Origin of the sequence: Nocardioides sp. QY071 (assembly GCF_029961765.1) — a bacterium.
GTDB lineage: Bacteria > Actinomycetota > Actinomycetes > Propionibacteriales > Nocardioidaceae > Nocardioides.
In genome coordinates, this window is the sequence record NZ_CP124681.1 from 395,487 (window position 1) to 407,940 (window position 12,454).

At 73.6% G+C, this 12,454-nt stretch carries 9 protein-coding genes, 1 tRNA gene and 1 other RNA gene; 9 read left to right on the forward strand and 2 right to left on the reverse strand.

The annotated features are described in order from the left end of the window. Positions 1 to 40: 40 nt before the first annotated feature. Positions 41 to 4,087, reverse strand: coding sequence for a type VII secretion protein EccCa (gene eccCa, locus QI633_RS01855; protein WP_282427919.1), 4,047 nt, complete (start codon positions 4,085 to 4,087; stop codon positions 41 to 43). Positions 4,088 to 4,367: 280 nt separating this feature from the next. Here eccCa and QI633_RS01860 point away from each other — a divergent pair, with 280 nt between their 5' ends. From QI633_RS01860 to QI633_RS01890, 7 genes are all read left to right on the forward strand, one after another. Continuing rightward, complete coding sequence (locus tag QI633_RS01860; protein WP_160158369.1) at positions 4,368 to 5,765, forward strand: hypothetical protein; 1,398 nt, start codon at positions 4,368 to 4,370, stop codon at positions 5,763 to 5,765. A 134-nt stretch (positions 5,766 to 5,899) separates the two neighbouring features. Next, positions 5,900 to 6,220 (forward strand): hypothetical protein, encoded by a 321-nt coding sequence (locus QI633_RS01865; RefSeq protein WP_160158368.1) that lies wholly within the window; start codon positions 5,900 to 5,902, stop codon positions 6,218 to 6,220. A 40-nt stretch (positions 6,221 to 6,260) separates the two neighbouring features. Continuing rightward, on the forward strand, positions 6,261 to 6,575 hold the full coding sequence (locus tag QI633_RS01870; RefSeq protein WP_160158367.1) for a WXG100 family type VII secretion target: 315 nt from the start codon (positions 6,261 to 6,263) through the stop codon (positions 6,573 to 6,575). A gap of 113 nt (positions 6,576 to 6,688) precedes the next feature. After that, positions 6,689 to 8,071: a type VII secretion integral membrane protein EccD gene (gene eccD / locus QI633_RS01875; protein ID WP_141800644.1), complete on the forward strand. Its 1,383-nt coding sequence runs from the start codon at positions 6,689 to 6,691 to the stop codon at positions 8,069 to 8,071. Between the two features lie 7 nt (positions 8,072 to 8,078). Further along, positions 8,079 to 9,482 carry a type VII secretion protein EccB gene (gene eccB, locus QI633_RS01880; RefSeq protein WP_141800643.1) on the forward strand — a complete coding sequence of 468 codons (1,404 nt, stop codon included), beginning with the start codon at positions 8,079 to 8,081 and terminating at the stop codon, positions 9,480 to 9,482. A gap of 29 nt (positions 9,483 to 9,511) precedes the next feature. Continuing rightward, entirely contained in the window at positions 9,512 to 10,735 is a 1,224-nt protein-coding gene (locus tag QI633_RS01885) for a S8 family serine peptidase (protein WP_282427920.1), read from the forward strand. Then, on the forward strand, positions 10,735 to 11,853 hold the full coding sequence (locus QI633_RS01890; RefSeq protein ID WP_282427921.1) for a glycerophosphodiester phosphodiesterase family protein: 1,119 nt from the start codon (positions 10,735 to 10,737) through the stop codon (positions 11,851 to 11,853). Before QI633_RS01885 ends, QI633_RS01890 begins: the two co-directional genes overlap by 1 nt. 64 nt (positions 11,854 to 11,917) lie before the next feature. On the opposite strand, the gene QI633_RS01895 is transcribed toward QI633_RS01890, so the two are convergent. Then, a tRNA-Ser gene (locus QI633_RS01895) sits at positions 11,918 to 12,006 on the reverse strand. An 82-nt stretch (positions 12,007 to 12,088) separates the two neighbouring features. On the opposite strand from QI633_RS01895, the gene QI633_RS01900 reads away from it, so the two are divergent. Further along, positions 12,089 to 12,310: a hypothetical protein gene (locus tag QI633_RS01900; protein WP_282427922.1), complete on the forward strand. Its 222-nt coding sequence runs from the start codon at positions 12,089 to 12,091 to the stop codon at positions 12,308 to 12,310. A gap of 47 nt (positions 12,311 to 12,357) precedes the next feature. Then, positions 12,358 to 12,448, forward strand: an RNA gene (gene ffs / locus QI633_RS01905) — signal recognition particle sRNA small type. Positions 12,449 to 12,454: the final 6 nt, after the last annotated feature.

Here is a 12,454-nt window from a genome sequence, read left to right on the forward strand (position 1 = left end):
CAGGAGAGCCGGACATCCGGGGATCCATGCGGCCCCTAGGTCACAGCGTCGGGTCGGTCCAGGCCAGCTGGACGACCTCCGCACCGCGGTCGCGGGTGAGCATCTTGCCGCGACCCGGCTGGGCCGGTCCCGGTCGCAGGTTGCCGATCAGGGCGCCCTCGTCGCGGCTGCCGGCCAGCAGGATGCCCGGCATCGCGAGGTCCCGCATGGACTGGATGACCGGCTCGTAGAGCGCACGCGACGCACCACCCGAGCGACGCGCGACCGCGATGTGCAGGCCGACGTCGCGGGCCTGGGCCATCAGCGGCTGCAGCAGCGCGACAGGCGAGCTCTGCTGGGTGGCGACGAGGTCGTAGTCGTCGACCACGACGAACACCTCGGCGCCGCTCCACCAGGACCGGTTGCGCAGCTGCTCGGGCGTGACGTCCGGTCCGGGGATCCGGTTCTGGAGGTACGTCGCCAGGTCGTTCAGCGCCGGCTGTGCCTGGGTGGCGGAGGTGAGGTAGTTGAGCAGGTACTCCTCGGGCACCTCGCCCAGCAGTGAACGGCGGTAGTCGACCAGCAGGATCTGGGCCTCGGCGGGGGTCCGGGTCCGCATGATCTCCTGGCAGTAGCTGCGCAGCAGGTTGGTCTTGCCGGACTTGCCGTCGCCGAAGAGCAGCAGGTGCGGCTCGGTGTCGACGTCGAGCGGGACCGGGGCCAGCTCCTTCTCGTTGATGGCGAGCAGCAGCTGCCGCTGCGGCGGGGTGCCGGCCTGGGCGCGCACCTCGTCGAGGGTGATCCGGTCGGGCAGCAGGCGCAGCTTCGGGCCGGCCGGCCCGCGCCACGCGGACGTGACGGCGTTGATCATCGCGTCGACGCCGTCGCCGAGGCTCTCGACGGTGTCGACACCGTCGATGCGCGGCAGGGCGCCGAGGAAGTGCAGCTTGCCCGGCACGAGGCCGCGCCCCGGCCGGTTGCCGGGCACGAGGGCGGCGACCTTGCGGTCGATCTCGGAGTCGATCGGGTCGCCGAGGCGCAGCTCGAGCCGGGTGCCGATCAGGTCGCGCATCGCGGCCCGGAAGTCGGGCCAGCGGGTCGCGCCGGTGACGATGTGGAGGCCGAAGGTGAGACCGCGACCGGCGAGCTGCTGGATCTCCAGCTCGAGGTCGTCGAAGTCCGCACGCAGCGTGCCCCAGCCGTCGATGACCAGGAAGACGTCGCCGTACCCGTCGTCGGCACGGCCCTGGGCGCGCCGGCTGCGGTAGGTCTCGATGGAGTCGATGCCCTGGCTGCGGAAGTAGCGCTCGCGGCGGTCGACGATGCCCTTGACCTCGGCGACGATGCGGCGCACCACCTCCGGCTCGGAGCGGGTGCCGACGCCGGCGACGTGGGGTAGCGCGGTCATCGGCGCGAACGTGCCGCCACCGAAGTCGAGCACATAGAACTGCGACTCCAGCGGCGTCGTGGTCAGGGACATGCTGGTCACGATCGTGCGCAGCACCGTGCTCTTGCCGCTGCGTGGGCCGCCCACGACGGCCACGTGGCCCGCGGAGCCGCTGAGGCTGATCGTGAGCGTGTCGCGGCGCTGCTCGCGCGGCCGGTCGACCGTGCCGAGCGGGACGGTCAGGTTGCCGACGCCGCGCCAGTGCATCGACACCATGCCGAGCTCGGGGTGCGGAGCGAGGTCGGGCATCAGCTGGTCGAGCGTGTCGGGCCGGTCCAGCGGCGGCAGCCACACCTGGTGGGCCGCCGGGCCGCGCCCGTCCATCCGTGCGACGGCCACGTCGAGCAGGGACGCGCTGCCTTCGGGCACGACGGCGGGCGTGGCGGCCTCGTCGCGCTCCGGCTCGTCGAAGGTCTGCACCTCGGAGATCGTGAACGGCAGGATGCCGCGCACCTTGCCGCCGCTGTCGCGCACGACGCGGCGCCGGCCGGCCTCCGGAGGACCCGACACGTAGGCAGCCTTGAACCGCGTCATCGTGGTCGGGTCCGGCTTGAGGTAGCCCAGGCCCGGCACGGCCGGGAGCTCGTAGGCGTCGGGCACGCCGAGCACCGCGCGGGACTCCTGGGCGCTGAAGGTGCGCAGGCCGATCCGGTACGACAGGTGCGACTCGAGGCCACGCAGGCGACCCTCCTCCAGGCGCTGCGAGGCGAGCAGCAGGTGGAGGCCCAGCGAGCGACCGAGCCGGCCGATCGCGACGAACAGGTCGATGAACTCCGGCTTGGCGGACAGCATCTCGGAGAACTCGTCGACGACGAGGAACAGTGACGGCAGCGGCGCGAGGTGCTCGGTGGCCGGATCGCCCGACGTACGGGCCTTCTCGTAGTCGCGGATGGATGCGAAGTTGCCGGCCTCGCGCAGCAGCTCCTGGCGACGCACCATCTCGCCGGACAGCGCGTCCTGCATGCGGTCGACGAGGGTGAGCTCCTGGGCGAGGTTGGTGATGACGGCCGAGACGTGCGGCATCTCGGCCATGCCTGCGAAGGTCGCACCACCCTTGAAGTCGACGAGCACCATGTTGAGCTGCTCGGGCGAGTGCGTCATCGCCAGGCCGAGCACCAGGGTGCGCAGGAACTCCGACTTTCCGGAGCCGGTCGCGCCGATCACCAGGCCGTGGGGGCCCATGCCCTGCTGGGCGGACTCCTTGATGTCGAGGTGCACGGGGCCGGCGCTGTCTCCGACACCGATCGGAACCCGCAGCCGGTCGCGGGCCGGCCGCGGCCGCCAGGCCGTGCCCGGGTCGAAACCGTGCACGTCGCCGAGGCCGAGCAGGTCCATGAAGTCGGTCGGCGCCGACAGGTCGGCCGACTCCTCGCCGACGGCGGAGCCGGCGCTCGGGGTGAACAGCGGCGTCAGCCGCCGGGCGACGGCCTCCGCGGTGGCTGCGCCGCACTGGTCGCCCTTGGCGCGCACCGGCTCGGTCCGCAGGCGTACGGCGACGATCGGCACCGACTCTGGCGCTGACCCCGGCACCGCATCCCCGGCGTGCGGCTCGATCTCGAGGCGCAGCGCCGTCGGGCTGTCGAGCTCGCCCCAGCGGGCGGGCAGGTCGACCACCGTGACGCCGTGCAGGCCGTCGGAGGGGATCAGGTGGTTGCCCGGCGGCAGCTCGGCACCGTCGGTCACCAGGATGATGTGGGGGATCGCGGGCCGCTCGTCGGCACCGAACCGCGGCCGCTCGGTCAGGTCGGGCGGCAGCATCGTGGCGAGGTCGCTGAGCGACGTCGTCACCATCCGGGCCGGCCCGACAGCGTCGTTCTGGTGCTGGCTGTGGGCGTGCGGCAGCCACTTCACCCAGTCCCAGTGGGCCAGGGTGGCGTCCGTGGCGAGGACCGCGACCTGCAGGTTCTCCGGGGACTGGAAGCTCGCCGACGAGCAGAGCAGGGCGCGGGCCAGGGCGCGGGCCTCCTCCTCGTCGCCGCAGACCTCGATCCGGTCGAAGGCCCGCAGGTCGATCGACGCGGGCAGGTCGGGCTGGAGGCGGTGGACGACGAGCAGCCGGTGCAGAGCGGACGCCGACGCGGGGTCGACCTCGTCGATCGGCGCGGCCTCCGGGGGCAGCAGCTCCAGGGCCAGCGGCTGGGCGCACACGCCGTAGCGGACCTGCAGGAAGGCGGGATCGGACGACGACCGCTCCCACACCCGGGTGCGGTCCTCGGCCAGCGAGGGCAGCGCCCACGGCGCGGGGTGCAGCCAGGTCAGCGCCCGGCGCTGCTGGTCCGCGGCGTCGCGGGCGACCTTGCGGACGGTGGCGAGGTAGCGGAGGTACTCGGTGCGCGAGCCGGTGACCTGCTGCTGGCGCTGCTTCCGCTGCCGGTCGATCTGGACCACGATGAAGCCGAGGGTCGCGAACAGGAACATGCCGGCCGCGATGAAGCGCAGCGACGAGTTGCCGCCGCCCTGGCCGCCGAGGCCCGCGACGAGGACGATCGATCCGAGGCTGCCGAGCATCGGGATGGCGTTCATCGCCACGCCCGCCGCACCCTCGCTGGCTTGGAGCTGCGGCGGCGGCTGGAGCTGCAGCTGCCCGCCGGGGAGCTCGGGCCGCTCGCCGCGGCTGCCGCGCTGGGTCAGGCTGCCGGGCGCGGCGACCGGCGGAGCCATGCGCCGGCCCGGAGGACCACCGGGACCACCGGGACCACCCGGAATCCCGGGTCCCGGGCCGCCCGGGGCACGATGCGTGCCCGGCCCGCTGCCTGGAGTGATGCCCACCGTCACGCTGCCGTCCCCTGTCGTCGATGCCCGGTCATGCGACGCGCACGATGATAGGACCCGGGTCCGTCAGGGTAAGCAGCCTCGGAAGACACAGGGTGAAGGACTACCCTGCGAGCCGGGCCGTGAACCTCGGTCCGGCACCACGACTCATCTCGGGAGGAGAGCACTGGTGAACGGGACGTCCCGCACCCCGGCTCCGGGCACGGTCACCGCGGTGACGGTGCACGGACCTCGTGGCGTGCTCGACCTGACGGTGCCGGTGGACGCCACGCTCGAGGACGTGTCGCGGGCCTACTCCACCGAGGCCGGCCTGCCGGTCGTGCTGCCGCTGGTCACCCGCTCCGGCGAGCCGCTCCAGCTCGCCGACGTCGTCGGCGACGTCGGTCTGGTCGCGGGCTCGGTGGTCGTCGCGGTCGACCCGTCGTCCCGCCCGGCCCCGCCGCGCAGCAGGTTCCGCTCCGGTGACGGCGCCGAGTCCGCCCTCGTCGCCGGCCGGGCCTCGGCGACCTGGTGCGCGCTCGCCGTGGGTTTCGCCGCCCTCGCCGGCTGGTGCGCCGCGCAGCTGTCGCCCGACGAGCGCTGGCCGGTCGTGGGCGTGCTCCTCGCCGCCGCGCTCCTCGGATCCCTGCCGATCGGCGTACTGCAAGTCCAGCGGGTGCTGGCCGCCCCGGCGTTCGCCGCCGCTGCCGGCTTCGCACTTGCCTGGGACCCCGTGCCCGAGCGGCTCCCGACCGTCTGCGGCATCGCGGCCCTCTGTGCTGCCGTCACCGCCGGTGTGGGTCGCGCGCTCGCCGAGCCCGACAGCACCGCGGTCGACGGGCTGCGGGTCTGGGTCGCGGTCGGTGCGGGCTGGTTCGTCGTCGCCGGGCTGGGCGCCCTGACCGGCGTCTCCCCGCAGGTCGTGTGGGCGGTGCTCTTCCTCGCCGCCGTTCTCGCCGCACGCTTCGTGCCCGAGCTGGTGGTCGACGTCCCCGACCAGTACCTCCTCGACCTCGAGCGCCTCGCTGTCACCGCATGGTCGGCCCGCGAGCGACCGACGGGACGGCGCGGCCGGATCGTGGTGCCCGAGCAGGCCGTGCGCGCCGTCGCCGACCGGGGTGCTCGTGCCGTCACCGCCTCCGCGACCGCCGTCCTGGTGGTCGTCGTGATCACCGCACCCCTCCTCCTCGCCACCGCCGACCTGCCGCTCGACCGGACCGGTGCGCGCTGCCTGGTGGGCTTCGGCGGCGCCACGCTGCTGTTCGCCGCGCGCAGCTACCGCCACGCGGCCGCCAGCCGGCTGCTGCGGCTGGCCGGCGTCCTGGCGCTGGCCGTGCTCGCCGTCGTCCTCCTCGGGATCGCACCCGGTGGCCGGGACCCGGTCACCGCGCCCGGCGCGGTCGCCGCGGTGGCGGTCGCGATCGCCGGTGCCCTCGTGCTGTCGGCGGTGTTCGTGGGCCGGGGCTGGCGCTCGGCGTGGTGGTCGCGCCGGGCCGAGATCGCCGAGGCGATGTGCGGCGCGTTCGCCGTCGGATCGCTCGTCGTGGCGGTCGGCTTCTTCCGTCATCTGTGGGAAGTCACGGGCTGATGTTTAGCCCCTCGCGGAGCGGGGGTAACCCCTGACGCGTCGGCTCTTTGGCAGTGCTCGGGGAGCCAGATCGATGGAACCGCAATGCAGGGGCGGGTTGATGCCGCCCGCCAACCAGCAACCAAGGAGCAGACATGGCAGGCACTGAGTTCGGACACGCAGAAGGCGCTCTCAAGAAGGTCGCCGAGCTCGTGGCCGAGACCAAGAAGGACCTCGCGACGAAGGCGGGGAAGATGGAGATCGACCTCGAGCGGATGCACAAGGCGTGGGTCGGCGGCGGTGGCCTCTCGTTCCAGAATGTCAAGAACGCCTGGCTCGAGAAGCACAAGGTCGTCACCGCGGCGCTCGACCAGTTCGAGAACTCCCTCATCGAGACCGAGTCGGACAACGTCAACACCGACAGCACGGCTGGCGGCAACCTCGCCGGCTTCCTCAGCAAGCTCGACGCGCAGTAGTCCCGCCTCCCAACCACCCCAAGACTTCAAGGAGAGAACCATGACCGATCCCAACTTCGGCGGCCTCGACGGCCTGCGCGTCAACCACCCCGAGCTCGAGGCGGCCGCCCAGGCGATGTACCAGACCGCCAAGGACATGAACGCCCGCCTCGACCAGCTCGAGAGCGACGCCCGCCAGTACGTCCTGACCTGGGCCGAGACCAGCGCCCAGCGGCAGTCCTGGGACCAGGCCAAGCTGGCCTGGGACTGGGCGATGAAGGAGCTGCTCGACCTGCTCGACGGCGTCTCGCAGACGACCTACCAGTCCAACGCCGACTACATCCAGGCGGACAAGCGCGGAGCCGGGCGTTTCTGATCCGGTCCCATGCACGTACGGAGGGGCCGACCCACGTGGTCGGTCCCTCCGTTGCTGTCTCCGGTAGGGCAGGCTTCTAGGATCAAGCCCCAGTTTCGGGAAGGGTTGAGCAGATGACACAGGCGCCGCGCACGAGCGCAGCCGTCGCGTCCGGTCTGGTCCGGGTGACCGTCACGTCGGGCACCCGGCGCGTCGACCTGGTGCTCCCGGGGGCCATCCCGGTGGCCGAGCTGCTGCCCGAGCTGGCCCGCAGCGTCGGGCTCCTCGACCCGGCGACCGTCCACGGCGGCTACCGGGTCGGCACCTCCGAGGGCCGACGCCTCGCGCTCGACACCGGCCTCACCCTGCAGGGGATCGAGGACGGCGGCCTGCTCACCGTCACCGCGGGTGTCGACGACCCGGCCCCGCGCGTCTACGACGACGTCGTCGAGGCGATGACCGACGTCGTCGAGCACGACCTCGAGCCGTGGCACCCGGCCGCGGGGCGTCGTACGGCCCTCGTCGCGGCGGGTCTGTTCCTCGCCCTCGGTGCCGGCGCGCTGCTGGTGCAGCGCGGCTCCGACATCGCGGCCGCCGCGACCGCCCTGGTCGCCGCCGCGCTCTGCGCCGGCGCGATCGTGCTGTCGCGGGCCCAGGGCGAGCACGAGGCCGGGGTCGGCGTGGCCTGGCTGGGCGCGGGCTACGCCGCGGTCGCCGGCGTGATGCTCGTGCCCGACGGCGAGGTCTGGTTCGCCGACCCGCTCGCCGCGGCCGGTGCCGGCGCGCTGCTCGCCGGTGTGGTGTGCCTGATCGGGCTCGGGGCCGGCCGGACCCTGGCCATCCCGCCGCTCGTCGTCGGCGCGCTCGCGGTCGGCGTCGGCGTCTACGTCCGCTCCTCGCCCGACGGCTTCGCGCCGGCTCCGCTGCTGACCACGGTGCTCGCGTTCGTCGTCCTGGCCGGCAGCGTCTTCCCGTGGCTCGCCCTCGGTGCGACGACCACCCGTGTCGACCAGCTCTACTCGGCCGCCGACATCACGGCCGACCCCGACGACATCGAGCGCGACCGGGTCGCCGCCGACGCCCGGGTCGCCCACGAGATCCTGCTGGCGATCAGCGGCACCGTCGGCCTGCTCCTCGTCCTGGTCGCGCCGCTCGCCGTCAGCCTCGGCGTCACCGGAACCCTGCTCGCGGTCGACGCGTGCCTGATCGTGGTGCTGCGCACCCGCCAGTACCGCACCGGCAGCGAGGTCCTGCTCGGCCTCGCGTCCGGTGTCGCCGGCATCGCCGCGACCGCGATCGCCGTCCTCGCCCTCCACCCCGACTGGCGCCCGACCCTGGCCGTCGTGCTCGCGGTCGTCGGTGCTGTGCTCCTCGTCGCCACGCTCAGCCCGTCCGCCCCGTCGGTGCGCCGCGGCCGGTTCGGCGACGTGCTCGAGTCCGTCGCGCTGCTCACCCTGCTTCCGCTCCTCGTCGTCGCGACCGGCCTGTTCGACCAGGTCCGCGACTGGATCGGCTGACTCCCCGATGGCCACCAAGAAGGACCTCGTCGAGGCCTACTCGTTCAGCCGCCGTCGCCTGGTGACGGCGTTCGTCTCCGGCGCGCCGGGCGGCCGCGAGGTCGAGCCCGCCCGCCCGGGCCGGATGATCGTGGGCGGCATCGCGCTCGCCGTACTCCTCGTCGCGGGCGCCGCCATCGCCGGTGCGCTGTCCGACCGGGCCGAGGTCGACTGGAAGAAGCCGGGCCTGGTCGCCGACGACCGCGGCGCGCTCTACGTCATCCTCGACGAGGACGCGGTGCCGGGTCAGCCGCGGGTGCGTCCGGTCATCAACGTGACCTCGGCCCAGCTGATCCTCGGCGCGAGCGTCGAGGCCCGCAAGGTGCCCGACGACGAGATCGCCGGGGTGCGCAAGGGGCAGCCGATCGGCATCCTCGACGCGCCCGCGACGGTGCCGGCGGTCAAGAATCTCGACGAGAGCGGCTGGACCTCGTGCACCGGGACGGGCCTCGGCATGCAGACCGCGGTCTCGGCGTTGCCCGGGGTGCGGCAGGTGCCGACCGACGGCTTCGTCGTGAAGTCCGCCGAGGACGGCAAGGTCTTCCTCATCGCCGAGGCCGACGTCCCGGGCGTCCCCCGGCGCGCCTACCGCTACCTGCTCCCCGACAACCAACCCCTCTTCGTCGAGCTCGGCATCTCGCCCAACGACGAGATCACCGTTCCCGACGCGTGGTTGGAGCTGTTCCCGCCGGGCGACCCGCTCGACGCCACCGGCCTCGGCATCGACGGTGTCGGACAGCCCGCCGTGGCGCCGGGCTACGACGGCGCGCGGGTCGGCGACTGGGTGCAGGCCAACAACAAGACCTACGCCTTCACCGCCGAGGGCTTCCTCGAGCTGACGCCGTTCGCGGCCGCGGTGCTGCGCACGACCTCCTTCGGCAAGAAGCAGCCGACCGAGATCCCCTACGTGGCGGGTGCGGCGTTCGACTTCGCCCCGGCGAGCACGGACGCCCGTGAGTTCTGGCCCGAGAAGGTCCTCAGCAGGTCGCTGCCCGCCACAGAGCAGGCGTGCGCCCAGCTGGTGACCGCGAAGGGCGAGCCCGCAGCTGCCCGCCTGGCGACCGCCCCCCAGGGCGACGCCAGCGCCGAGGGTGTCTCGCCCGGTGACCGCGAGGTCACGGTCGCGTCCGGCCAGGGAGCCGTGATCCGCTCGGCCGACTGGATCAGCAGCGACGAAGGCACGATCCACCTCATCGACGACCGCGGCTACAGCTACCCGGTCGCGAGCACCTTCGACCTCGAGCAGCTGGGCTACGCCAAGGTGCCGGTCATCGTGGTGCCCGACGTGTGGAACAAGCTGTTCGAGGACGGCCCCGAGCTCTCCCAGGACGCGGCGCTGTGCCCGCCGTCCAAGGACCAGTCGTGCGGCTAGGACACGGCCCAGGGCACGTCCCGGGACCTGTGCGCGCCGCCGCAGCGGCGCTGGCCGGCACCCTCGTCGGGCTGTCGGTCACACCCGCGATGGCGGCGGTGACCGCGACCTCGGCCGAGGCACCGGTCGGCGCGTCGTGCCTCGACGTCGACATGGCGACCACCGACCAGCGCACCGTCAAGGGCGACAACACGGCCAACCTCTCGCTCCACGTCGCCGAGGCTCAGGCCCTGGCGAGGAAGGCCGGTCGGCGGCCGGGCCAGGACGTGAAGGTCGTCGTCGTCGACAGCGGTGCAGGTGGCTTCAACAACCCCGGGCCGACCGACCTCCCGAGCGGCCACGGCATCGCCGTCGCGGGCATCATCGCCGGAGCCGACCAGAGCGAGCCCAAGATCGACGTCGGCATCGCGCCGGGGGCCGGGATCGTCGACAAGAGGTTCTACGACAGCCCGGAGCGCTCCCAGGAGGGAGAGAAGGTCCCGATGGCGGCGGACCTCGCCGCGGCGCTGGCCGACGTGGCGAACCGCCGGGCCCCGGGCGGCGACCTCGGCGGCCGGGTGGTCGTCGTCGTACCCACCCAGGTGCCGCACTCCCCGGAGCTCGAGGCCCAGGTCGACCGCCTCGTCGACACCGGTGTCCTCCTCGTCGCCGCGTCGGGTGATCGCCCCACCGGCGACAGCGGCTTCCCCGACGGCTACCAGGACGAGCCGAAGAAGGGCGAGGACGTCGCCGACCTGGTCTGGCCGGCCGCGGACCCGGGCGTCGTCGCGGTCGGCGTCTCGACGCCCGGCAGCTCCGGCACCGTGCTCCGCAGCTCCGCCATCGACCTGTCCGCGCCCGGCGCCGACGCGGTGTCGCGGGCCCGCAACGGCGGCTGGTGCGTCGTCGCACCCGCGTCGACCGCGTGGGCGGCCGCCCAGGTGGCCGGGGTCGCGGCGCTGGTGTGGTCGATGCATCCCGACGAGGACGCCGCGCACCTGCGGACCCGGCTCGAGCAGACCGCCAGCGGCAACGGCGGACCGTCCAGCCCGATCACCGGGTACGGCGTGGTCCAGCCGGTCGAGGCGATCCAGCGCGACGTCGCCGAGATGGGTGCCGAGAAGAAGGTCCAGAACCAGCCGGCGCGGCCGCCACGCGCTGAGGCCGACGTGCTGGCGGGCGCCCGCCACGACGCCGTCTGGTGGGGACTCGGCGGGGGTGCGGCGCTCGTCGTGCTCCTCATCGTGCGCCCGCTCCTGTCCCGGCGGCGTTGATGCGGGCCGCCCTCGCGCTGGTCGCCCTGCTCGCCGGACTGCTCGGCGTGCCGCCGGCGCCGGCCGAGGCGGCGCAGCAGGGGGTGGTGCTCCGGGCACCCGACCACGCCCGCAGCGGTACGACGGTCCGCGTCGTCGTCCGTGTCCCGGCGTCGGGTCCGCGCCGGCGCACGGTCCGGCTGCGGGTGGCGACGTCGAGCGGCGTGCGGGTGCTGCGGGGACGGTCGGGGCGGGCCCGGGTCGCGCGCTTCGACGTACGTCTCAGGCAGCCGGGCGTGGTGCGGTTGCGGGCGCGGGTCGCCAAGCACGGCCGTCGTCCCGCGCTCCGCTCGCGGGCGCGCACGCTGCGGGTGTGGCCGGCGGTGACGCCCCAGGTGCTCGCGCACCGCGGTCGCAGTGCCGTGGCGCCCGAGAACACGGTGCCCGCGTTCACCGCGGCCACCGGCCACGCGTCCGGCGTCGAGACCGACGTGAGGGCGACGTCCGACGGCCACCTGGTGCTCGTGCACGACCCGACGCTGCGGCGTACGACCGACGTCGCGAACGTCTTCCCGGACCGGGCCGACCAGCCGGTCGAGTCCTTCTCCTTCGCCGAGATCCGGCAGCTCGACGCCGGCGGCTGGTTCGGTGCCGGCTGGGCCGGCACCCGGGTCCCGGAGCTCGACGACCTGCTGCGCCAGGTCGCCGCCAGCGGGCTGGGCGCCCAGCTCGAGCTCAAGCAGTCGAGCCCCGACTTCGTGCACCGCGTCGCGGACGCCCTGCAGCCGTACCTGCCCTTGGTCGACTCCGGCCGGATCCGGTTCAGCAGCGCCGACCTGACCGGGCTCGAACGTCTCTCCCAGGCCCTCCCGACGGCTCGGGTCGCGCTCATCCGGTCCGTCGCGCCCGCCGACCTCGGACCGCTGGCCGGCAGGATCGACGCGATCCACGTCGACGCCCCGACGATCGACCATGCCCTGGTCGCCCGCGCCCGGGCGGCCGGGATCAGCGTCGTCGCTCGCAGGACCGACGACCCCGCGACCCTGGCCGCGCTCGCCGCCGCCGGCTGCTGGGCCGTGATGACCGACGACCTCGACCTCGCCGGTGAGGTGCTCGGCCCACCGCCGGCGGCCGGCTGACCCGGACGATCCGGCTGAGAACGTCGAACGGCGCCGCGCTGCGCGCGACGCCGTCCGGTGCTGCTGGCGGAGCTGGGGGGATTCGAACCCCCGAGGGCTGTTAACCCAACCCGCTTTCCAAGCGAGCGCCATAGGCCACTAGGCGACAGCTCCGTGGGAGAGATTACCGGCAGATGGACGGCGAGGTGGAATCGGGACTCCCCTCGGGGCCACGCTGCCGACGTACCATCGCTGCATGACCGCGCGGGGCGACGACCCGGAGCCGTGGGCTCCCGTCGAGCACCTGCCTGCCGACGCGCAGCGGATGGGCCTCAACCGGCTGGTGCCGGACGGTGCGCTGCTCGAGCTCGCCGGGTCGCTCGACAGCTCGAAGCGCTCCCACCGGGTGGTCGCGTGGGTGCTGCTGGTCGTGATGGTCGCGCCGGTCCTGTTGACGGTGGTCGACATCCTGCGCTGACCACGGCGATGTGAGGCCCGCTCGGCTCATCCCCTAAAGTGGTCCGCAACCCCCCACGTGGCGGTATCTCACCCAACTCCCCCAGGGCCGGAAGGCAGCAAGGGTAAGTGAGCTCTATCGGGTGCGTGGGGGGCCTCTGCATTT